Source organism: Arthrobacter sp. P4_F10, assembly GCF_056401435.1.
On the sequence record NZ_JBFUJJ010000014.1, the window covers coordinates 15125 to 38412 of the forward strand.

Consider the following 23288-nt stretch of genomic DNA (forward strand, 5'->3'; position numbering starts at 1 on the left):
CCAGGGGGGAGCGGGTCTCGGCGGCAAGGGTGAGGTCCGGGTTGTTCACGGCAGCTCCAGGCGTAGTGGTTTGGGGGTGGGCGGGCCTTGCCGTCAGCCTGCGGCTGCTGTGGGGCTCGTGGCTGTGCTGATGCGCCGGGCGTCGCCGGTACTGGCCAGGCGGAGCCTGCCGACGCGCTCGCCGAGGATGCGCCGGGCCTCGCTGCCGAGGAGGTCGTCGCTGATCAGTTCGTCAGCGTCCTCCAGGCCGGCGATGGTGCTGATGCCAAGGGTGCCCCACTTCGTGTGGTCGGCCAGCACCACCACCCGCCGGGCCGCGGTGACGAAGGCCCGGTCGGTTTCGGCTTCCAATACGTTGGGGGTGGTGAACCCGGCGTCGGCGTCGACGCCGTGGACGCCGAGGAACAGCACGTCCAGGTGCAGCTGCTTGAGCGAGGACGTGGCCAGCGGCCCGACGAGGGCATCGGAGGGTGTGCGCTCGCCGCCGGTCAGGATCACGGTGGACGGCGAGGAGCTCTGGTGGAAGACATCCGCGATCCGCACCGAGTTGGTGACCACCGTGATCCGYGGCCCGGCGGACAGCAGCTGGGCCAGCGCCCAGGTGGTGGTGCCCGCGCTGAGCCCCACCGCCATGCCCTCGCGCACCTGGGCGGCCGCCTCCTGGGCAATCGCCATCTTCTCGTCCTGGAGCTGGGTCACCTTCAGCTCGAAGCCTGGCTCGTGGGTGCCGGCCCCGCCGGGCAGCTTGGCCCCGCCGTGGATTTTCTCCACGGAGCCGGCCGCGTCGAGGGCCTCGATGTCCCGCCGCACGGTCATCAGCGAGACGCCGAGCATCTTGGCGAGGTCCGCGACACGGACGATCCGCTCACGTTGGACCTCCGCGAGGATGGCGGAATGGCGGGCTGCGGCTAGCATGTGGAGTCCTTACAGGCTTGAGTGGCTTGAGTGGCTGGCGGACGTGCCGACCAATTGGGCGGCACGGGAACGGACGACGGCGACACCTCCGGCCGCGAGGCCGAGCCCGCCGTCGAGCTCGGCTCCGGAGAGCAGGTCGACGCCTTCCAGCGGCAGCCTGACGTCGTGGGCCCCGTGGTTAATGCAGAACGTCCAGTCAGTGCCGTCCTTGCTGCGCCGGGCAACTTCCACATTGTCCGGGAGGTCCGGAATGAGCGGCTGCACCCTGGCATCGGCGCAGACGACGGCGAGCAGTTCGCCCAGGCCCTCCGGTGCGAGCGTCGTTGCGACATAGTAGGAGCGGCCGCTTCCGGCGCGGTTGCGGGTCACGGCGGGAGCGCCGGCTGCCGGTCCCTCTTCCACGGTCGCGAGGACCTCGGCGGTGGTCGCCCGCCCCAGTTCGTTCCAGCAGGTGCCCGCCCCGAAACCGCTGAGCCGGACGCTTTCGCCGCCGCGCAGCGGAAAGAATTCTTCCATCCGGACGCCCAGCAGTGCGCTGAACGCGCCGGGGTAGCTGCCGAGCCTGATGTGGTCATTTTCGTCCACGATACCGGAGAAATACGTCACCACGAGGTGGCCGCCGGCGCGCACGTACGCGTCCAGGTTCGCGGCCCCGGCATCGCTCACGAGGTACTGCATTGGTGCGACGACGAGCCGGTAGCCGGAGAGGTCGTCGGTGCTCTGGCGGAAGTCGGTGGGGATGCCGGCACGGTAGAAGGCATCATGCCAGCGGCGGGTTTCCGCGATGTTGGAGGCATCCACGCTCGGGTGCGAGTCCAGTTCCGAGGCCCAGCGGGCGTCGGTGTCGTGGAGGATCGCGACGTCCACCCGGCCGGATGCTCCCGTCACCACCGAGCCGCTGATTTCGGCGAGGCTGCGCAGCGCCTGGCCGAGCTGGACCACTTCACGCCAAACCTTGGTGTCCGTGCCGGCATGCGGCAACAGCCCGGAGTGGAACTTCTCGGCGCCCGCGCGCGAGGCCCTCCACTGGAAGAAGAGCGCGCCGTCGGCGCCGCGGGCAACGTGCTGCAGGGAATTGCGCAGCATCTCACCGGGCGCTTTGGCGATGTTGCGGGGCTGCCAGTTCACGGCAGAGGTGGAATGCTCCATGAGCAGCCACGGCTTGCCCTTGGCCCAGCCGCGGGTGAGGTCCGCGGTTGCCGCCAGTTCCTGGAAGTTTCGCAAGTCCTCGGCGATGAGGTAGTGGTCGTTGGAGACCACGTCCATCTCCTCGGACCAGCGCCAGTAGTCCACGGGCTGGTGCAGGCCCATGTTGAACCCCATGAAGTTGGTGGTCACGGGATGCCCTGAGTGTGAGCGAATGATCGCGGCCTCGGCCTTGTAGCATTCGAGCAGTTCATCGGAGGAGTAGCGGGCGAAGTCCAGCTGCTGGGTCGGGTTAACCCAGGTCCCGGAGGTGCGCGGCGGCAGGATCTGCTCCCAGGCCGAGTAGCGCTGGGACCAGAAGGCGGTGCCCCACGCGGCATTGAGGGCCTCGAGGCTGCCGTACCGGTGTTCGAGCCAGCGCCGGAAGCCGGCGGCGGCGCCGTCGGAGAAATCCGGCTGGTTGTGGCAGCCGTACTCGTTGTGGACGTGCCACATCACGACGGCGGGGTGGTCCTTGTACCGGACGGCGATCTGCTCGGTCAGGGCCGCGGCGGCCCGGCGGTATTCGGCGCTCGAGGCCGCGAACGCCTGCCGGGAACCGTAACTGTGCCGCACGCCGTCGGCCGTTACAGGCAGGGACTCGGGGTACTTGTGGCTGAACCAGGGCGGCGGCGATGCCGTGGCGTTCGCCAGGTCCACCCGGATGCCGTTCGCGTGCAGCAGGTCCAGGACCCGGTCCAGCCAGCCGAACTCGTAGACGCCCTCGGACGGCTCAAGCAGGGACCAGCTGAAGATGCCCACGCTGACGAGGTTGACGCCGGCCTCGCGCATCAGCCGGACGTCCTCGTCCCAGGTTTCCTCGGGCCACTGCTCCGGGTTGTAGTCGCCGCCGAAGGCCAGCATCGGGGAGCCCTCGGAGCCGAGGCGGGCGGTGATGTAGTCCATGTGGTTGTTGTTGTGGTTGAAGCTGTTGTCCACGTTTATCCTTTGCTGGAGCCGAGGGTCAGGCCCGCCACGAAGTGGCGCTGCAGGAGCAGGTAGATGATCAGGGCCGGAATGGCCGTGATCATGGCGCCGGCGGCGATCAGGTTGTAGTTGGAGAGGAACTGGCCCTGGAGGTTGTTGATCGCGGTGGTGACCGGAAGGCGGTCGCCGCTTTGGATGAAGAGCAGGGGCCAGAAGAAGTCGTTGTAAATGAAGATCACCTCGAGCGTGCCCATGGCGGCCAGGGCAGGGCGGCACAGCGGCAGGATGATGTCCCAGTACTGGCGCCAGACGCCGGCCCCGTCGACCAGGGCTGCCTCGGTCAGTTCGGGGGACAGGGCCTTCATGTAGTTCGAGAGGACGAACGTCACAAAGCCGATCTGGAAGGCGGTGTCTACGGCAATCACGCTGATGTACGTGTTGAGCAGGTTCCCGGAATCGCTGACGGCGTACGGCAGCTCGAAGTGCTTGAACATTTCAAAGAGCGGCGCCGCGAGCACCTGCGGGGGCAGCAAGTTTCCGGCGGTGAACATGATGAGCAGGGTGATGTTGAACTTCCAGCTCACCCGGCTGACGGCGAAGGCCATCATGGAGGCGAAGAAGAGGATCAGGAACACGGTCGGGACCGTGATGAGCACGGAGTTCCAGAACAGCTTCGCAAAGCCGCCCTGCGTCCAGGCCTGGATGAAGTTGTCGAAGTTGAAGGCCCCGCCGGTGCTGAAATACCCGTACTTGTCCGTGTCCGCCTTTGGCCGAAGGGCAGTGAAAATGGCCCAGCCCAGCGGTACCAGCCAGATAGCCGCCATGACGATGAGGAAGACGTGGGTGCCGTAGTGCCGCTTGCCCTGCTTGTTGTTGGCCGGCCGGCCCGGCCGGGGGCGGGCCCTGCCCGGACCGGAGCTGCTCTGCCGGGCGTCTGCCGGCGTGCCGGCCGCGGCGGCATCGGTTGGATGGGCGATGCTCATGCCTCTTTGTCCTTTCCGAACGCGCGGGACAGGTAGAACGTGATGGGGATCAGCGAGATGACGAGCAGGATGACCGCCAGGGCCGACCCGATGCCGATCACCTGCCCCTCGCCCACCAGGTTCTGGATGACCAGGGCGCTGATGAGTTCCAGGCCGTTTGTGCCGCGGTTGATCACGTAGACGATGTCGAAGGCCCGGAGGGACTCGATAACGGTGATGACGATGATGATGACGTTGACCGGACGCATGGCCGGGAAGATCACCCGGAAGAAGGTCTGGACCGCGTTGGCGCCGTCAATCTGGGCCGCCTCCCGCAGTGTCGGATCCACTCCCTTGAGCCCGGCCAAGTACAGGATCATGACGTAGCCGGCGTGCCGCCAGGTGGCGGCGAAGAGGGCAGCCCAGATGTTGACGCTGGAATCCCCGAACCAGTCGACGGCCTGGGGCGTGCCCGCCGTGCCGAGGACGAAGTTCAAGAGGCCGCTGTCACGGTTGTAGAACAGCTGCCAGATGATCCCGATCAGGGCCAGGGACAGCATCACCGGTGCGAAGAAGATGCTCTGGTAGATCCGCGTGCCGCGGATGTTCTGGTCCAGGAGGACAGCCAGCAGCAGCCCCAGCGGGGTGGCGACAAGTGCCAGGAACGCCAGCCACAGCACGTTGTGCTGCATGGCCGGCCAAAACGGCGGGTAATCCTGGGCGATGAACTGGTAGTTCTCGACGCCGGCGGGCTTGATGTCGGTCAGCTCCAGCCCGTTCCAGCGGGTGAAGGACAGCCCGACCGACATGAGCGTGGGGATCCAGACCAATACGAGCTGGATCAGCGTGGGGACGCCCACCATCAAGCCGAGCACCAGTTTGTCGCGGCCGGACAGCCGCCGAACCCGCCGCGCTGGGGCGGCGGCTGCCTTGCGCCCCCGCGCCGACGGATTGGTAGAGACACTCATGGAGATTCCTTGCCTTGGGAAATGCAGAGGGGAATGCTGTGGAAATTGCGCGTGCGAAACGCGCGGCCAGGCACGCCGCTACTGGGCGGCGTACAGGGACTTGGCCTGGGCTTCCAGGTTCTTCACATCGACGGTGCCGTCCTTGATGAAGGACTGCAGGGCCGGGATCATCACGTTGTTGGCCATGGCGGGCAGGGCATCACGGTCGAAGAACTGGCTGATGTTCTTGGCACCGCTGATGGCCTCGGCCAGTTTCTTGTTGAGCGGAGTGAACTTGGACGTATCAGCGCCCTTGGCGGTGGCGATGTTGGACGAGTCAACCGAGGCGTACACGTCCTGTCCCTCCGGGGTGCCGACGTAGGCCAGGAAGTCCCGCGCGGCCTGGTTCTGGCCGCCCTTCTTGGAGAGCAGGAGGCCGTCGATGGGTGCCTCGATGGCGTCCTGGCCTTCCATCGCGACCTCGGGGAAGGGGAAGAAGTCGATGTCGTCGGCGATTGCCTTGTCCGTGTACTGCTGGGTGAGGAAGGAGCCGAGCAGGTACATGCCGGATTTCTTGTCCGCGAGGGACTTCGCCGAGTCCTGCCAGGTCATGCCGAGGGCGTTCGGGTTCTGGTACGGCAGCAGGGCCTTCCAGGTGTCGAAGACATCGCTGACCTTCTTCTGGTCCCAGCTTTCCCGGTGCGCGGTGAGGTCCATGTGGAACTGGTAGCCGTTCAGGCGCATGTTCAGGTAGTCGAAGGTGCCCATGGCGGGCCAGCCGTCCTTGTCCGCAAATTCAATCGGGATCAGGCCGTCCGCCTTCATTTTGGCGGCGAGGGTCTTCAGCTCATCGAACGTCGTGGGGACGGTGTAGCCCTTTTCCGTCCAGAGGCTCTTCCGGTAGAAGAAGCCCCAGGGGTAGTTGTAGTTCGGGATCAGGTACATCTTGCCGTCGGCGCCCGTCGAGGCCTTTTTCAGGGCGTCGGAGTAGTTTCCGCCGACCTTTTCCCAGACGTCGTCGATCGGGGCGAGCAGTCCCTTGCCGGCGTAGTACTGCATGCGGTAGCCGGCGAACCACGTGAAGGAATCGTCCGGGCTGCCCTGGAGGTAGGTGTTGATTTTGTTCTGGAAGTCGTTGTGCGCCACCACGTTGGTGGTGATCGTGATGCCGGACTTCTTCTGGAAAGCGTCCGTCACCGCCTTGTAAGCGGCCTTGGGGACCTCGTCCGAGGAGCCGGATCCGAAGGTGGCCGTCGTGGCACCGCTGCTGGCAGGTGCGCTGCCGCCCGTGCAGGCTGTAAGCAGGGGAATGCCGGCCATCGCGACTGCTCCGGCGCCGAATGTCTTCAGCAGCGTCCTCCGGTCCCACCCGCCTTGGCTGGAGGCCCGGAGCAGTGCGTCTTCGTGCATGGTCATAATTTCTCCTTTGAAATAATGCGGGGTCGCGTGAAGCAGCTCACATAATTAGCTATCATATTCGCACAATAAAGAACGTCAAGTAGCAAAAAAGAACATTACGATGCCCGCGGCCGGCGCTGTGGGCGGCGCCGCTGCGGCATTCTCGCTGTATTTCTGCCAGGGGCAGCTTTGTCCGTTGACTTAGCACCGACCCGCTCTTAGCGTTAAGCCCCTCAGGGTGCCGACGTGGTCCGCCGGTTGGCGGTGGTGCCCGGATCCGCGGATACATGGCGAAAACCCAGGTGCACCCATGAAGATCAAGTCCACAGCCGCCGCCACGCTGCTCATCCTGCTGTTCCTGGGTGGATTGCTCGGCGGCGCATCCGCGCCGGCCGCGGCGGTCGGTGCCACGTATTACGTGGGCGCGGACGGCAATGACGCCAACGATGGGACATCGCCACAATCGGCCTGGGCGACCTTCGATATGGTCAACGCCACCATTCTGCGGCCCGGGGACTCAGTCAGCTTTCGCCGCGGAGATGTCTTTTCCGGGGGCCTTGTGGTCGGCAACAGCGGCACCAGCCGGCTCAGGATCACCCTGAATGCCTACGGAAGCGGCGACCTGCCTGTCGTTACCGGGGGGCTGGCGGGTACTTGCGTCAGGCTCGACGGCGACTACATCACCGTGGACGGCTTGCGGACGGAATCGTGCGGCTATGCGGGCTTCAGCATCTACGGCGACCACGGTTCCATACGGAATTCCGCCGCGGACAAGAACGCCGCGGGTATCAAGGTGAGCGAGGGCTCCGACTTTGGCAGCTACGCCAACAACACACTCGCTGACAACAGCATCATGAACGTCAACACCCAGGGGGAGCGGTGCGGCACCGCGACAGCCGTGAAGTGCACCGATGATTCGGGTGCCTTCGGCTTCCTGGTCAACGGGAGCGACAATGAGTTCTCCGGCAACACCATCACCGGTTCCACCGCGTTGTCCTACGACTTTGGCCACGACGGCAGCGCGTTCGAAATCTTCAACGGCAACCGGAACAGGATCCACCACAACGTGGCCGTGGATAACAACGTCTTCTCCGAACTGGGGCGCGGAAGGGGCGGAACTGCCGACGGCAACACCTTTAGCTACAACCTCGTCCGATCCACCTGCGGCCCCAATTGTTCCCAGGCCATGGGGCTGATTGCGCGCGGCAGGACGTCGTCCTTCGGCCCGACCAACGGCACCACGTTCGAATACAACACCGTATGGCTGGACGGCCCGGACTCCCAGGCCTTTGTCTGCCACGCGTCATGCCCGGCTTCCACCGTCATCCGGGGAAACATCCTGGTAGCCGCCCGCAACGCGCTGTGGATGGACAGCTCTGGCTGGACGGAGCAAGGGAACGTCCTCAACGGCCCCATCAACATCGTTCCCAGCGCCACCTCCACCACCGAACCGGCCGACTTTGTGAATGCACCCGCCGATCTCCACCTTTCGGGCGTGAGCCCGGCCATTGACCGGGCCGGGATCAGCCCGTTCCCCATGGATCTGGACGGGCGGTCGGCCAACCAAAAGACCGACTGCCAGGGCGGTGGCGCGGCCGATGCGGGAACCTACGAATACAGGCCAGCCAACTGCTGAAACGCGTGGCGGGGCGGCTGCTCCGATGCCGGCCGGGCCGGGGCTGCGCAGTGCCCATCCTTGACAAGCAGCAACTGAACCGGACGTCGCCCACGCGGCCGGCGTCAGCAAGGGTGCCGTGCCTACGCCCTCAACGGCCAGCCCGGGGTGAGCCCGGACACCCGGGAGCGCATCCTCAGGGTGGCCAAGGACCTCGGCTGGAAGCCGAGCCTCCGGGTGAAAGGACTGTCCTCAGCAAAGGCCTATGCGCTGGGCCTGGTGGTGGCCCGGGACCCTTCCCTGCTGGGAACCGACCCGTTCTTCCCGGCCTTCATCGCCGGGATCGAGACCGCGCTCGCCGAGCACGACTACACCCTGGTCCTGAGCGTCGCCACGGCTCCGGGCGCCGAGCACAGCTAGCTCCCAACGCACTGTTTTGTTCCCGGCGGCCAGCAGACGTTACATACCTGCAACCGCCGGGACACCCGGGCGAAACTGGGTCAGGAGGATACTGGAACTACGCCCTCCCGAGGACGATTCTCATGCAGCATTGGGGACTATTCGAAGGACTCCGCGCATGCCCACTCCGCTCAACCAGTCCTTGGCTGACTCTGCCCTCCTGACCAAGTCCCTCCCGCTGGGCGTGCTCCGGGCCTTCGTGCAGACTGACGCCGCCGACGACGGGCTGACGCCGCAACTGCTGGCTGAGCYCAAGATCCTGGCCCGCACCCCGGGGCTACTGGTGGCGTGCAACTATGGCGGAACCCTCTGCGCGGCGGAAGGGATCTCGACCGAGACCCTGCCGCTGGCCAGCGCCGCGATCGCCCTCCGCGCGCTCGCCGCCCTGCCCAATACGCACGCCGCCGTCATTTCCGGCCGGTCCCTCCGCGACCTCGCAGCAGTCTCACGCCTGCCCGCCGAGGTACATCTGGTGGGCTCGCACGGTGCCGAGTTCGACATGGGCTACGCCCACAGCCTCTCGCTGGCCACGGAGTCCGTGCTCCAGCAGGCCCACCAGGCACTCGCCGAAACGGTCGGCGCGTACCGGGGCATCAGCATCGAACGCAAACCCGTCGCGGTGTCCGTCCACACGCGGTCCGCGGCGCCGGACATCGTTGCCCTGGCCACCGGGAAGGCCTCGCACATCGCCCAGGACCTTGGGCTCCACTTCATCGTGGACGGCTCAGTGCTGGACCTTTCGGTCGTCGAACCGTCCAAGGCTGCGGCCATGGAGCACCTGCGCTCCGTGCTCGGCGTCAGTGCCGCCCTCTACGCCGGCGACGCGTCCAGCGATGAGCTGGCCATGGCAACGCTGCGCGGACCGGACATGGCGCTGCGCGTGGGGGAGGGGCCCAGCGTGGCGAACCACAGGCTCCGGGACACGGAGTCGTTTGCCCGGGTCCTGGCGATCCTGTTCGAACTGCGGCGGGCGTGGCTTTTCGGCGAGGACGCCGTGGGCCTGGAACGGCACTCCATGATCGGCAACGGCTCCTCCACCGCCCTGATCACGCCGGACGCGAAGATCTGCTGGATGAGCCACCCGCTGCCGGACTCGGGGTCGCTGTTTGCCCATCTCCTCGGCGGCGATGCGGCCGGCCACTTCTCCGTGGAACCGGTGAAGTCCTCCCAGGTCCTGGGCCAGCGCTACGTGGACAGCACCATGATCGTCGAAACCCGCTGGGCCGACGTCACCGTGACGGACTACCTGGAGCCGGCCCCGGAAGGCATCACCAGCCTGGTCCGGGTCCTCTCCGGCACCGGCACGGCGAGAATCGTCTTCGCGCCACGGCCGGACTACGCGAATGCGCCGTTCAGCATGGAGGCGCGCGGGCCGGAACTGCACGTCGTCGGCACCGCGGACCCCATCGCCCTTCGGGCGCCCGGGGTGGCCTTTTCCATCACCTCGGACGGCCGGCACGCCACCGCCACGGCCGACGTCGACCTGCGGGACGGGCCCGTGGTCCTCAACCTGCGCTGCGGCGACACGGAACTCCAGCCGGCGGTGCCCGAGGATGAGACCGGGCGTCGCGCCGCCGTCGCCCTTCATTCCCGGCGCTGGGTCCACGAGCTGCAACTGCCGGGCGTTAAGCCGTCGCTGGTCCGCCGGTCCGCGCTGGTGCTGCGGGCCCTGGTCCACGAACCCACCGGCGCCGTGCTGGCCGCGCCCACCACCTCACTGCCGGAGGGTATCGGCGGCACGCGGAACTGGGACTACCGGTACTGCTGGCTACGGGACGGGTCCATGACCGTCAACGCCCTCGTGGACCTGGGCTCCACCGCCGAGGCCGAGGGCTTCCTGGCCTGGCTGGGCCGGATCCTGGCCCACGCCCCGGGCCCGGAGTGGCTGCATCCGCTCTACTCGGTGACCGGGGCGCCGCTGTCCACCGAGGCCATCATCGAGAGCCTGCCCGGCTACGCGGGGTCCCGCCCGGTCCGGATCGGGAATGCTGCCGACCACCAGGTGCAGCTGGATGTGTTTGGCCCGATTGCCGAGCTGATTCATGCCCTCAGCGCCCGCCAGGGCGTGCTCTCAGATGACCACTGGGAACTGCTGGTCCAGATGGCCTCGGCCGTGCTGGCCCGCTGGCATGAGGCGGACCACGGCATCTGGGAGGCCAGACGGGCGCCGCGGCACCATGTCTACACGAAGGTGATGTGCTGGGTGGCGCTCGACCGGGCGCTGCGCACGGCCGCCCGGCATGGCCGGGAACCGCTGCCGGACTGGGAGCCCACAGCGGCGAGAATCCGGCAGGAAGTCCTGCGCGAAGGCTGGGACGAGTCGGCGTCCTCCTACACCGTGGCCTACGACAGCCCGGACCTGGACGCGGCCGTGCTGCACATCGGCCTCTCCGGCCTGCTGGACGTCAACGACCCCCGCTTCCTGGCCACCGTCACGGCGGTGGAACGGGAACTGCGGGTGGGGCCCACCGTTTTCCGCTACCGGTACGACGACGGCCTGCCCGGCCTGGAGGGCGGCTTCCACATCTGCACCACGTGGCTGATCGAGGCCTACATCGCCGTCGGCCGGATCGAGGAGGCATGGGACCTCTTCGACCAGTTGGTGAACCTGTTCGGTCCCACGGGGCTGCTGCCGGAAGAATACGATCCCGGCACGGAAACCCACCTGGGCAACCATCCCCAGGCCTATTCGCACCTGGGCTTCATCCGCTGCGCCCGGCTCCTGCACGAGCACCAGAAGAACTGACCGCCACCGGAAATGACCGGACGCAGGGCCGGCCGCCACTACTCGCAGCCGACGCCGTCCCCGTCGCCGTCCAGCTTGCCGCTGTACCCCGGCTGGCCGACGTGGATGGGCGCCGCGCCGGCGGCGCGGACCGCGGCGCAGTTCGCGTAGGTCACCGCCGCAGGTGCTGCGGGGGCGGGGGCCATCTGGACCTGCGCCGGGGCGGGCTGCTGTGCGGGCGGTGCCTGCGCGGCCTGGCCTGGAGCGGAGGTCTGCTGGTTAGTGGGGGCCAGGGCGTCCGGGCAGTCGGAGAGGACCCGGGCCATGGCATCGTGCTCGGCTTGGGTCACCCAGAGCCCGTAGACGGATTTCACTGAAATCTGGCGGGCGACGTAGTTGCAGCGGTAGGACTTGTTCGGCGGCAGCCAGGTGGCGGCGTCGCCGTCGCTCTTGCTTTGGTTGGCCGGGCCGTCCACCGCCAGCAGGTTCAGGGGGTCGTTGGCGAAGGTTAGCCGCTGTGCCGGACTGAGCTGCTGCGCGCCCTTCTGCCAGGCGTCGCTGAGGGCCACGACATGGTCGATCTGGACCGCGGTGCTGGTGGCGTTGCCGCGCAGGAAGTTGATGGCGGCGGCCGTGTAGGGGTCGGCCAGAACGCCGGAGAGCACCACGCAGTCCCGCGTCCCGGGCCTGAGCGCGAGGGCGGTGAGGTCGCGGCGGAGCACGTCATTGCGGGTGTCGCAGCCGTTGTGGTCGACGTCGGACCAGGCCGGGCCGAACTGCTCGCGCGAATAGCCCGTCTTGGGTGCGCGGCCCTTGACGGGCAGCGTCGCCAGCACCTCGAGGGCTTTGCTCGCAAAGGCTGGCAGCTGGTGCGGGGCGCCGACGCCGGGAACACCGACACCGGGTGTGGTGTCCGGATCCAGCGGGGCGCTGTCCGTGCCCGCTGACGCAGTGGCTGGGGCAGCCGTCACGCCGGGGCGAACGCCGGCACCAGCGGCCGTGGGGACTGCCCCGGGACCGGCGCACGCTGAGGTCGCCACCAGCAGCAGGCCGGCCAGGCCCCGGGCCATCCAGTCGACGGGGCCCATCGTCCGGCTGCGGGCACTTGTTGATGGCGTGCTGTTGGACTGGGCGCTGCCTGATTTGGTGCTGAGCAATTCTTCCCCACTTCATGCTGGTGCCCCTGGTGCCTGTGGGGCGGCTTAAGACCGGTCCCAGCCTACCGGCGTTGCTCCGGGCGGGACGTCAGGGGCGGGGGCGGGAGGCCGAGAAGATGGCCGGCGCACCGCCGTCGCCGGTGGCGAGGTCGGCCAGGATCCTGCCCACGGCCGGCGTGAACTTGAACCCGTGGCCGGAGAAGCCGGCGCCGATGACAACCGGGCCGATCCGGTCCAGGACAAAGTTCTCATCCACTGTGGTTGTGTAGGTGCAGCTGATGTCGGTGAGGGAGTCGGGGTCGACGCCGGGCAGCCAGTCCCGGGCGTAGCGCTGCAGGGCTGCCCGCTGTTCGGGCTCCGGAGCGAACGTCCGCCGGTCCGGGTCCACCACCGGGCCCACACCGTGCCATCCGGCCTTGATGCCCTCGCCCGGCGTTGACATGCCATAGACGGGGGACCGCCAGTACGCGTACGCATCCCCGCGGCCGGGCATGTGGTTGAACCCCGGCCACACGGCGCCGTCGTCTGCGATGGCGAAGTGCGCGGGCTGTTCCTGGGTGACCGTCAGCCGGGGGAGGGGCAAAACGCCGGCCAGCAGCTTCGTGGTCCAGCCGCCGGCGGTGACAACGGCCTGCCTGGCGGAGAGCACCTCCGTGCGGCCGCCGGACTCCACGGTGAGCCGGACGCCGTCGTCGAGCACTTCCAGCTCCAGGACCTTCACATGATGGCGGATCTCGGCCCCGAGGCCGGCGGCGAGGCGCTGCAGCGCCGGCAACGCGGCGTCCGGGTTCAGCTGGCCGCCGTCCGCCATGTGCAGCACGCGCGTCTCGAACCGGATGCCCCGCCAGCGCTCGGCGGCTTCCTCGGCGGAGAGGAACTCCGCCCGGAGCCCGGCGGCAAGCAGCGCATTCCGGACCTCGGGCAGCCGCGGATCGGCGCCGTGGTTCACGACGCCGGTGCGCGCCAGCAGCCGCGCGCCGGAGTCCGTTTCCAGCTCGCGCCACAGCCGTGCCGCCTCGGCCAGCATGGCCACGTAGTCGCGATCCGCGTAGCCGGGGTTGAAGTTCCGGGTTGTGCCGTGGGAAGCCCCGTTGCGGTGGCCGGGCCCGAACTGCTCCAGCAGGGTCACGTCCCGGCCGCGCCGGGCCAGCGCCCACGCGGCGGCGGAGCCCATCGCTCCGCCGCCGATGACCACGGTGTCCAAAGTTGTCTTCAAGGGTTCCTCCTCCGGGGTGTGGTCCCGGCCCGCCCAGATAGGTCAGGCCAGACGGGTCAGGCCAGCAGCAGGGCCACGCCGATCATGGCCGGGACAGCTACCACCGTAGTGATCAACACGGTGTCCTTGGCTACTGTGACGCCGGTGCGGTAGCGGCTGGCCGCAACAAACACGTTTTGGGCAGTGGGCAGGGCTGCCGTGACGACGGCGGCGAACAGCGCCTGCTCCTGCATGCCGAGGACAAAGCGGGCAAACAGGTAGGCCACCAGCGGGTGGACAATGAGCTTGAAGCAGCTCGCCAGCAGCGTGTCCAGCCGGCGGCCGGCCGCCGCCTGCAGCGGCTTGGAGCCGTTCAGGCTCATGCCGAAGGCGATCAGCATGGCCGGGATGGCGGCCCCGCCGATCAGGTGGATGGGCTCCATGATCAGCGGCGGTACCTGCCAGCCGGTTCCGGCCACGACCAGACCCAGCCCGGACCCCACGATCATCGGGTTCCGCAGGATCATGAGCACGAACCCCAGCGGCGTGGTGCGGTGCGAGCTGGTGGTGGCATCCAATGCCATGAGGAACAGGGGCGTGAAGAAGGCCAGCTGGAAGATGAGCAGGGGTGCCACATAGCTGGCATCGCCGAGCACGAAGACGGCGATGGGAATGCCGAGGTTGGCCGAGTTGGCCAGGGACGCGCTCATGGAGGCGATGAGGGCTTCCGGCACGGGCCGCTTGAGGGCGAAGCGCACAATGCCGAAGAACAGGACCGCCGTCGTCACCGCACCGACTGCCGTCACGAGCAGCGGTGCGGCAAAGACGTCGTGGAGTTTCGCCTTGCTGAGGGTCTCGAAGAGCAGGGCGGGGCTGGCGACGAAGAACGTCAGGGCGCTGAGGACGGAGCGCGCGTTCTCGCCCAGGATGTTGCGCCGGCCTACGAACATGCCGACCAGGATGATGACCCAGACCACAAAGAACCCTGCCAATACCCCTAGCACGCGGTTCTCCGCAGCGGGGCGGGAGGGCAGCGGGTAAGGGTCACCGTTCCAGAGTAATCAGCTTTATTCCGCAGACCGTCCTATTACGCACGACGGCGTGCTGCCGCGCCTTGCGCACGCCTGCTGCGGCGCTCGGGAGGCGGGGGTGGGGCGGCTGCCGCTAGTTGAGCGCGGCGTTATTGAGCGAGTGCGGCGGTCGCAGGAGGCCCGGGGTCATGCCCTCCGCAGGGTCGTTGCCGATCTGGACAATCTTGTTGTCCTGATCAACGTGGACCACCTTGGGGTTGTACGCCTTCGCCTCTTCCGTGGTCATCTGGGCGTAGGTAATGAGGATGACGATGTCGTTCTCGTGCATCAGGTGGGCGGCGGCGCCGTTGATGCCGATCACGCCGGAACCGCGCTCGCCGGCAATCGTGTAAGTCTCAAGCCGGGCGCCGTTCGTGACGTCGACAATCGCCACGAGCTCCCCGGGAAGGATGTCGGCCGCTTCCAGCAGATCCAGGTCCACGGTGACGGAACCGACATAGTGAAGGTCCGCGTGCGTGACCGTCGCGCGGTGGATCTTGGATTTGAATATTGTGCGATTCATAACGTCACCAGTCTAACGCGGGGCCACCGCACGCGCTGTGGCCCACCGCACACGCGCGGGCCTGTCCGCGCGTGCAACCATGCTGGCAGTCACGCGGGCCGGTCCTCGTGGGCCGGATCGAGGGCGCCGGCAGCGGCCGCCGGCACGATTGATGCCGCCGTTACCGCCAGGATTTCGCGTGCTGCCAGCAGGGCGGGCCGCCTGGCACTCGATCGCCGCACCGAGGTGAACACTGTCCGGTGCGGATTCCCGGGCAGGTCCAGGAGCTGCGCGCTGGTGCCACGGCCGGTCCACACGAGGTCGGGCATCAGGGCCACCGCATTTCCCGATTCGATCAGCCGGATCTGGGCCTGCAGGTCGGCGGTTTCAAAGCGGACGTCGGGCTCGAAGCCGGCGCTCCGGCAGGCTTGCTCGGCCCAGTGCCGGGAGGCCGCTCCGCGCGGTTCCATCACCCAGGGCAGCCCGGCGGTATCGGCCAGCGTCCTGATGGCGTCGCGCCCGGTCGAAGCGGGCGGAACGGCGAGCCGGATGGCGTCGCGGGTCAGGGCCACGCGGTCCAGTTCGGCGTAGTGCGGGGCGGCATGGCCCGGGTACTGCTCCGCGATCACAAGGTCGAAGTCGCGGGCCCATGTCTCGTGAAGGGCGGTCTCCGGTTCCCGCTGGGTCATTTCCACCCGGACTTCCGGGTAGCTGGAGGACATCCTGGTCAGGGTGTCCGGCATCAGTGCCAGCGCGGCGGACTGGAAGACCGCAATCCGCACTGTACCTGTGACCGTGGTCAGCGACGCGGCCAGGTCCGCCTCCGCCTGCTCCAGGGTCTCCAGGAGCTGGGAGGTGTGGGCCACCAGGACTTCGGCCTGGGGCGTCAGCTGCACCCGGCGCCCGGTCTTGCGCAGGAGCTCCACTCCGGCCTCCTTCTCAAGGAGGGCCAGCTGCTGTGAGACTGACGACGGGCTGTACTGGAGCGCTTCGGCCACTTCGGCCAACGTGCCCCGGATCTTCAGTTCGCGCAACAGTCGCAAACGCCGGACGTCAAGCATCGCTATTCCTTTGTGAATTCTGATGGTTATTCGTTAAGAGAATTCACTTTATCTAATGCAATCAGCCTTGCATACTGTTGTCACTCGGTAACGCCCATCACAGGGTGGATTGATGGGCATCACACCTAAGCAGGAGGCCCTGATGGCTACACAGGATTCGGCACAGTCGATCATGCGGCGCAAGCCCATCGACGACATTGAAGAAGAAAACAAGCACAGCGGATTGCACAAGAGCCTGGGGCTCTGGCAGTTAACGGCCATCGGCGTCGGCGGCATTATCGGTGTCGGCATCTTCTCTTTGGCGGGCTTGGTGGCCCACGGCAGCGAGACCGAGCCCGGAGTCGGCCCGGCCGTGCTCATCTCATTCCTGATTGCCGGCCTGGCATCCGCCGCCGCGGCGCTGTCCTACGCCGAGTTCGCCGGCATGATCCCGCGGGCAGGCTCGGCCTACACGTACGGCTACGTTGCCCTCGGCGAGATAATCGGCTGGTTTATCGGCTGGGACCTGCTGCTGGAGTACATCGCCATCGTGGCCGTGGTGGCCATCGGCATCTCGGGCTACTTCGACGCGTTCCTCTCCGGCGTCGGTATCCATATGCCCGCCTGGATGACCTCGACGCCGGATGAGGGCACGGGCGGCATCATCAACCTTCCCGCGATCCTCGTCTGCCTGCTGGTGACTTGGATCCTCTCCCGCGGCACCAAGACCTTTGGACGCTTCGAGCTGATCGCCGTCGGCATCAAGGTGTTGCTGATCCTGTTCATCATCGGCCTGGGCGTCTTCTACGTAAACACCAACAACTACAACCCGTTCTTCCCCAGCGGCTTCGGTCCCGTGGTCGCCGGTTCCGCCACGGTGTTCTTCGCGGTGTTCGGCTACGACGCCATGAGTACCGCCGCGGAGGAGGCCACCGACGGCAAGAAGCACATGCCGAAGGCGATCATCCTCTCGCTGATCATCGCCATGCTGCTCTATGTCGCAGCCACCCTGGTGCTCACCGGCATGCAGAACTTCACGGAGATCGACCCCAAGGCCGGCTTCGCCTCCGCGTTCAACAGCGTCGGGCTGCCGGTGATCGCGACGATCATCTCCGTCTTCGCCGTCCTGTCCATCCTCACGGTGATGCTGACCTTCCTCCTCGGCGTCACCCGCGTCTGGTTCTCGATGAGCCGCGACGGCCTGCTGCCCGGCTGGTTCTCAAAGACGGACCAGCACGGCACACCGCAGCGCGTGACCTGGATTGCCGGTCTCGGGGCCGCAGTCCTGGCAGGCATCCTCCCGATCAAGGCCGTGGCAGACCTGACCAATATCGGCATCCTGGCCGCGTTCGTCGTCGTCTGCGTGTCGGTGATCGTGTTCCGCTACAAGAAACCCGACGCCCCGCGGACCTTCCGCCTGCCGCTGATGCCGCTGGTTCCGGCGTTCGGTGTGTTTGCCTCGCTGTTCCTGATGTTCCAGCTGCACTGGGAGACCTGGCTGCGGTTCGGCGTCTGGCTCGTGATCGGCCTGATCATCTACTTCAGCTACGGCCGCAAGAACTCGCTAATGAACCCGGACAGCCCGCGGCACGAGGAGATCGTGGAGATGCACCGCCCCCTGCCGTAACCACCCCACCTCCCCGTTGCGCTATCACTTATGGCTCCCATTCCCGGTGCTTCACACGTCTTAAGGCCCTGAAGTGATAGCGCAACGGGTTTTTAAGGTTTCGGGGTGGTTTCCGAACGTTCGGGCGGGAAAACAAAGCTTCGGTTTTTCTAACCGGTATTGCTCAGAAAACTTCGCTTTATCTTATGAAAATCCGGTCGCATACTGATTCATAAGAGGTCCACATTTTGAGAAAGAACGAGTTCCAGCCATGACCAACATCTCCACGGAGCCCGGCGCAATCACCGGAAACGCAGCAGGCAGCGCCGCAGGCAACGAAGCCACGCACGCCGCCGTTTCGGAAGGCTCTTCGGTCCTTGAGGCCGCAGCCCTCGCCGAGGACACCATCGCGCTGGTGCGCCACTGGCTCACCGAAGCCGCAAAGGTGCCCGTCGACGCCTCGGCCGAGCAGCTCGCCGGGGTCCTGAAGGACCCCAACGGCCTGGACTTCACGGTCGGCTTCGTCGACGGCGTCGTCCGTCCCGAAGACCTGCAGGTCGCCGCCCGCAACCTCGCCGCACTGGCCCCCAAGGTCCCGGCGTTCCTGCCCTGGCACATGCGCAGCGCGGTCCGCCTCGGCGGCACGATGGCCCCGGTCCTGCCCCAGGTCGTCATCCCGGTCGCCCGCCGGGTGCTGCGTGAAATGGTCGGCCACCTCATTGTCGACGCCACCGACGCCAAGCTGGGTCCGGCCATCGCCAAGATTCGCAAGGACGGCATCAAGCTCAACGTCAACCTCCTTGGCGAGGCAGTCCTCGGCGAGCACGAGGCCTCCCGCCGGCTCGAGGGCACGCACACCCTGCTGTCCCGGCCCGACGTCGACTACGTCTCGATCAAGGTCTCCTCCACAGTGGCGCCGCATTCCGCGTGGGCCTTCGACGAGGCCGTGGAGCACGTCGTGGAGAAGCTCACCCCGCTCTTCACCCGCGCCGCCTCCTACGCCGCCGCCGGGCAGAAGGCGAAGTTCATCAATCTGGACATGGAGGAATACAAGGACCTGGACATGACCATCGCGGTCTTCACCCGGATCCTGGACAAGCCCGAGTTCAAGAACCTTGAGGCCGGCATCGTGCTCCAGGCCTACCTCCCGGATGCCCTGTCCGCCATGATCCGCCTGCAGGACTGGGCCGCCGCCCGCCGCGCCGACGGCGGCGCCGCCATCAAGGTCCGCGTCGTCAAGGGCGCCAACCTGCCGATGGAGCAGGTCGAAGCCTCCCTGCATGACTGGCCGCTCGCCACCTGGAACACCAAGCAGGACTCGGACACCAACTACAAGCGGGTCATCAACTACTCGCTGCACCCGGACCGGATCCGCAACATCCGGATCGGCGTCGCCGGCCACAACCTCTTCGACATCGCCTTCGCCTGGCTCCTGGCCAAGCAGCGCGGCGTGGAGTCCGGCATCGAATTCGAGATGCTGCTCGGCATGGCCCAGGGCCAGGCCGAAGCCGTCAAGAAGGACGTCGGCTCCCTCCTGCTCTACACGCCCGTGGTCCATCCCGCCGAGTTCGACGTCGCGATCGCCTACCTGATCCGCCGCCTCGAAGAGGGCGCCAGCCAGGACAACTTCATGTCCGCCGTCTTCGAACTCAGCGAAAACGAGTCCCTCTTCGAGCGTGAGAAGCGGCGCTTCCTCGCCTCGCTCGTCAAGCTCGACGACGTGGTCCCGGCCCCGAACCGCCTGCAGAACCGCGCCCTCCCGGCCGCGCCGCTGCCGCACGACTCCTTCGAGAACACCGCGGACACTGATCCGTCGCTGCCCGTGAACCGCGACTGGGGCCGCGCCATCCTGGGCCGCGTGGCTACGTCGGCTCTGGGCAACGCCGCCGTCGAGGCCGCCACGATCAACGATGCCGCAACCCTGAACACGGTCATCGACACCGCCGTCGAGAAGGGCAAGGCCTGGGGCGCACTCTCCGGCGCCGAGCGCGCCGAAATCCTGCACCGCGCCGGCGACGTTCTCGAGGCCCGCCGCGCGGACCTCCTCGAGGTCATGGCATCCGAGACCGGCAAGACGATCGACCAGGGCGACCCCGAGGTCAGCGAGGCAGTGGACTTCGCGCACTACTACGCCGAGTCCGCCCGCAAACTCGACGACGTCGACGGCGCCACCTTCGTTCCGGCCAAGCTCACCGTCGTGRCGCCGCCCTGGAATTTCCCGGTCGCCATCCCGGCCGGCTCCACCCTGGCCGCCCTCGCCGCCGGCTCCGCCGTCGTGATCAAGCCCGCCAAGCAGGCCCGCCGCAGCGGCGCGGTCATGATCGAGGCCCTCTGGGAGGCCGGCGTTCCCCGCGACGTCCTCACCATGGTCCAGCTGGGCGAGCGGGAACTGGGCCAGCAGCTGATTTCCCACCCGGCCGTGGACCGCGTCATCCTGACTGGCGGCTACGAGACCGCCGAGCTGTTCCGCTCCTTCCGCAAGGACCTGCCCCTGCTGGCCGAGACCAGCGGCAAGAACGCCATCATCGTCACCCCGAGCGCGGACCTGGACCTCGCGGCCAAGGACGTCGCGTACTCCGCGTTCGGCCACGCCGGCCAGAAGTGCTCCGCCGCCTCGCTGGTGATCCTCGTCGGCTCCGTGGCGAAATCGAAGCGTTTCCACAACCAGCTGATCGACGCCGTCACCTCCTTGAAGGTCGGCTACCCGGAGGATCCGGCGAGCCAGATGGGCCCGATCATCGAGCCCGCCAAGGGCAAGCTCCTGAACGCCCTCACCACCCTCGGCGAGGGCGAGACCTGGGCCGTTGAGCCGCGGAAGCTCGATGATACGGGCAAGCTCTGGAGCCCCGGCGTGCGCTCAGGCGTCCGCCGCGGATCCTACTTCCACCTCACCGAGTTCTTCGGCCCGGTCCTGGGCGTCATGACGGCAGAGACCCTCGAGGAGGCCATCGCGATCCAGAACCAGATCGAATACGGTCTCACCGCGGGCCTGCACTCGCTGAACACCGATGAGCTGGGGATCTGGCTGGACACCATCCAGGCCGGCAACCTCTACGTCAACCGCGGCATCACCGGCGCGATCGTCCAGCGCCAGCCCTTCGGCGGCTGGAAGAAATCCGCCGTCGGCGCCGGCACCAAGGCCGGCGGGCCGAACTACCTCGTCGGCCTCGGCGAATGGGTCAGCAAGCCCAGCACCGCCGCCGGCACGCCGGGCACTGCTCCCGCCCACTCCGGCGTCCGCCGGATCGAGGACGCGGCCAAGGGCTTCCTGACAGCCGACGAACTCGCACCGCTGCAGCGCGCGCTCGCCTCCGACGCCCGTGCCTGGGCCGAAGAGTTCGGCACCGCGAAGGACGTCTCGGGCCTGAGCGCGGAGCGCAACGTGTTCCGCTACCGTGCCCTGCCCGTCACCGTCCGCCTCTCGGAAGGCGAGCCGCTGGCAGGCCTGGTCCGGACCGTCGCCGCGGGCGTCCTGGCCGGGTCCGACCTGACGATCTCCACCGCCGTCGAACTGCCCGCCCAGCTGCGCGCGGTCCTGTCCGGGCTTGGCATCGCCGCCACTGTTGAGAACGACGCCGAATGGCTCGCTTCCGCCGGCACGCTCGCCGCGGCGGGCAAGCTTTCCGGCGCCCGGATCCGGCTGATCGGCGGGGACGCCAAGGCACTGTCCGAGGCCACGGGCGGCCGTCCGGACCTGGCGGTGTATGTCCACCCCGTCACGGAAGCCGGACGCGTGGAGCTGCTGCCGTTCCTGCACGAGCAGGCCATCAGCATCACGGCGCACCGATTCGGGACGCCCAACCACATCTCGGACGCCCTTATCTAGGCAGTTAGTCGTCTAGCCCGGGCGTGCTAAAACGCCATCGCCGCCGTGCAGGCACCGTCAGGTGCGGCACGGCGGCGACGGCGTTAAAGGGGGCCGCGCTGCGCAGTGTCAGTGGCGGCGGCAGCGGTGGTGGCAGTGTAAGTGGCAGTGACGGCGCCGAGCGCCGGGGCGTTAGACGCCGTGCCGCTTAGCCGAAGTACCAGCCCGGCGGCGCCCACGAAGCCGGGACCGCGTGGGCGGAAAAGTCATCGCAGCCCGAGCAGAAGTAGGTGACTTCGCCGAGCTTGCTGACGGAGCCGTCCCTTCGGTGCGTGGCCGGGACGAAGGTCTCCAGGTAAATGAACTCGTCCGTGCCGCAGTGTTCGCAGAACGGACTGGCAACATAGTCGGAATCCGCCAGGGTGGCCGGGTGAATGTCCCGGTGGCCAAGGCTGGAGTGCAATGCTGTGCCCGGGTGGTGCATGGCCGCTGCGGGGTGCGCCGGCGCGGTTCCCGGACGGGCGGCCTTGGGCGCGTGGGGAGTGGACAATCGGGGGTGGTTAATGGCTGGCATCATTGGCGGCCTATCCCGAACGCTCCGGCGCCAGCCACACGGCATCAGCGACGGACAGCGTTCGTTTTTCGAATCGTTGTCGCGGGCCACTTCTTGACCTCGAACGGTTGATCGTAAGTAGTGACAGGATAGATGAAGTACCTGCACCGTTCAATGGTCAAGTAAGTACTGCTCCCGTCCGGGTAGTCCGTCCCGTAAGTACCGTGGAAGGATCCGCGCCGGGACGCGGCCCGCCAGGGCAGCAGGCCGGGCGCTTCAGGCCGGGCGCTTCAGGCCGGGCGCTTCAGGGTCCGGCCAACGATCGCCTGCGTGAGGGCATCGATCACCTCGGTATTGGCCAGCGGGTTGCGGATGAGCGTGAAATCGACGTCGCCCACGGGCGGCAGATCGAAGCGGCGGGTGATGATTTTCAAGTCCTCCGGCACCAGGGAGGAAGGCATGACCGCCACCCCAATGCCGGCCCGGACGGCGGCCAGCACGCCGCTGATCTGCCGCGTGGTGCAGGTGATCCGCCAGGTGCGGCCCGTGGCCTCAAGGGCGTCGATCGCCAGCTTCCGGCTCAGGCTGGGGGAGGGATAGGCGATCAGCGGAACAGGATCGGCCGGATCCAGCGCGGTCTGCTCCAGGCCGACCCAGGCGAAGGCGTCCTGCTGGACCACGGTCCCGTCTTTGGCCCCCGCCACCCATTTCACGAAGACGAGGTCCAGCTGACCGGCGTTGAGGCGCTTGTAGAGCTGGTCGCTCTGGCCCACCGTCAGCTCGAGGTTGATCTGCGGGTAGATCTGCCGGAACTCCCGGAGGATGCGGGGCAGCCCGGTGATGGCGAGATCGTCGGCCGTGCCGAAGCGCAGGCGCCCGCGCATGGCGGATCCGGAGAAATAGCGGGCGGCGGAGTCGTGCGCGGAGAGGATGCTTCGGGCGAACCCGGCCATGGCATCGCCGTTGTCGGTCAAACGCACATCCCGGGTGTCCCGGGCAATCAGCACCCGCTTGGCGGCGGCCTCCAGCTTGCGGACGTGCTGGCTGACGGTGGGTTGGGCCAGGCCAAGGCGTTCCGCGGCCTTGGTAAAACTCAAGGTTTCGGCCACGGCCAGGAACGAGCGGAGCTGGGCGGGTTCGAACATCGGGGTCTCCCGGATCGGGTTCAGCAAACACCGCATTGCGTTTTGTAATGCGAGTTATGCCTGGAATAGGCTTCCATAATCT

17 protein-coding genes are annotated in these 23288 nt (G+C 67.3%); 5 read left to right on the forward strand and 12 right to left on the reverse strand.

From position 1 onward, the window contains the following. Positions 1-93: 93 nt before the first annotated feature. The 5 genes from AC1DR1_RS14665 to AC1DR1_RS14685 form a co-directional block, all read right to left on the reverse strand. The gene (locus tag AC1DR1_RS14665) at positions 94-915 is read right to left on the reverse strand and encodes a DeoR/GlpR family DNA-binding transcription regulator (protein ID WP_476992793.1); all 822 of its coding nucleotides are present in this window, start codon (positions 913-915) and stop codon (positions 94-96) included. A gap of 9 nt (positions 916-924) precedes the next feature. Then, a complete protein-coding gene (locus AC1DR1_RS14670) occupies positions 925-3039 on the reverse strand; it encodes a beta-galactosidase (protein WP_476992794.1) in 2115 nt (704 codons plus the stop codon). 2 nt (positions 3040-3041) lie between these two features. Continuing rightward, positions 3042-4010 carry a carbohydrate ABC transporter permease gene (locus AC1DR1_RS14675; RefSeq protein ID WP_229995043.1) on the reverse strand — a complete coding sequence of 323 codons (969 nt, stop codon included), beginning with the start codon at positions 4008-4010 and terminating at the stop codon, positions 3042-3044. Next, a complete protein-coding gene (locus AC1DR1_RS14680) occupies positions 4007-4957 on the reverse strand; it encodes a carbohydrate ABC transporter permease (RefSeq protein WP_364748731.1) in 951 nt (316 codons plus the stop codon). The genes AC1DR1_RS14675 and AC1DR1_RS14680 overlap by 4 nt, the downstream gene beginning before the upstream one ends. A gap of 78 nt (positions 4958-5035) precedes the next feature. Then, complete coding sequence (locus tag AC1DR1_RS14685; RefSeq protein ID WP_476967004.1) at positions 5036-6352, reverse strand: ABC transporter substrate-binding protein; 1317 nt, start codon at positions 6350-6352, stop codon at positions 5036-5038. A gap of 292 nt (positions 6353-6644) precedes the next feature. Between AC1DR1_RS14685 and AC1DR1_RS14690 the strand changes: the two genes are divergently transcribed. The 3 genes from AC1DR1_RS14690 to AC1DR1_RS14700 all read left to right on the forward strand — a co-directional run bounded on the left by AC1DR1_RS14690 (position 6645) and on the right by AC1DR1_RS14700 (position 11154). Next, positions 6645-7970, forward strand: coding sequence for a right-handed parallel beta-helix repeat-containing protein (locus AC1DR1_RS14690; RefSeq protein ID WP_229995040.1), 1326 nt, complete (start codon positions 6645-6647; stop codon positions 7968-7970). 147 nt (positions 7971-8117) lie between these two features. Beyond that, a complete protein-coding gene (locus AC1DR1_RS14695) occupies positions 8118-8369 on the forward strand; it encodes a LacI family DNA-binding transcriptional regulator (protein WP_229995039.1) in 252 nt (83 codons plus the stop codon). A 157-nt stretch (positions 8370-8526) separates the two neighbouring features. Then, the gene (locus tag AC1DR1_RS14700) at positions 8527-11154 is read left to right on the forward strand and encodes a trehalase-like domain-containing protein (protein WP_476992795.1); all 2628 of its coding nucleotides are present in this window, start codon (positions 8527-8529) and stop codon (positions 11152-11154) included. Between the two features lie 38 nt (positions 11155-11192). Here AC1DR1_RS14700 and AC1DR1_RS14705 read toward each other — a convergent pair whose 3' ends face one another. The 5 genes from AC1DR1_RS14705 to AC1DR1_RS14725 all read right to left on the reverse strand — a co-directional run bounded on the left by AC1DR1_RS14705 (position 11193) and on the right by AC1DR1_RS14725 (position 16118). Then, positions 11193-12290, reverse strand: coding sequence for a GmrSD restriction endonuclease domain-containing protein (locus AC1DR1_RS14705; RefSeq protein ID WP_476992796.1), 1098 nt, complete (start codon positions 12288-12290; stop codon positions 11193-11195). A gap of 88 nt (positions 12291-12378) precedes the next feature. Continuing rightward, positions 12379-13506 (reverse strand): FAD-dependent oxidoreductase, encoded by a 1128-nt coding sequence (locus tag AC1DR1_RS14710; protein WP_364748722.1) that lies wholly within the window; start codon positions 13504-13506, stop codon positions 12379-12381. A 56-nt stretch (positions 13507-13562) separates the two neighbouring features. After that, a complete protein-coding gene (locus AC1DR1_RS14715) occupies positions 13563-14489 on the reverse strand; it encodes an AEC family transporter (protein ID WP_229993086.1) in 927 nt (308 codons plus the stop codon). Between the two features lie 160 nt (positions 14490-14649). Further along, a complete protein-coding gene (gene panD / locus AC1DR1_RS14720; protein WP_229993087.1) occupies positions 14650-15078 on the reverse strand; it encodes an aspartate 1-decarboxylase in 429 nt (142 codons plus the stop codon). An 89-nt stretch (positions 15079-15167) separates the two neighbouring features. Continuing rightward, positions 15168-16118, reverse strand: coding sequence for a LysR family transcriptional regulator (locus AC1DR1_RS14725; protein ID WP_229993088.1), 951 nt, complete (start codon positions 16116-16118; stop codon positions 15168-15170). A gap of 142 nt (positions 16119-16260) precedes the next feature. Between AC1DR1_RS14725 and AC1DR1_RS14730 the strand changes: the two genes are divergently transcribed. Together AC1DR1_RS14730 and AC1DR1_RS14735 are read left to right on the forward strand one after the other, a co-directional pair. Further along, positions 16261-17724, forward strand: a complete 1464-nt coding sequence (locus tag AC1DR1_RS14730) for an amino acid permease (protein ID WP_476992797.1) — start codon at positions 16261-16263, stop codon at positions 17722-17724. 250 nt (positions 17725-17974) lie between these two features. Continuing rightward, a complete protein-coding gene (locus AC1DR1_RS14735) occupies positions 17975-21529 on the forward strand; it encodes a bifunctional proline dehydrogenase/L-glutamate gamma-semialdehyde dehydrogenase (protein ID WP_476992798.1) in 3555 nt (1184 codons plus the stop codon). 187 nt (positions 21530-21716) lie between these two features. Here the strand turns inward: AC1DR1_RS14735 and AC1DR1_RS14740 are convergent, their stop codons facing one another. Further along, a complete protein-coding gene (locus AC1DR1_RS14740; protein WP_476992799.1) occupies positions 21717-22085 on the reverse strand; it encodes a hypothetical protein in 369 nt (122 codons plus the stop codon). 266 nt (positions 22086-22351) lie between these two features. Next, entirely contained in the window at positions 22352-23206 is an 855-nt protein-coding gene (locus AC1DR1_RS14745; protein ID WP_229993092.1) for a LysR substrate-binding domain-containing protein, read from the reverse strand. Between the last annotated feature and the right edge of the window lie 82 nt (positions 23207-23288).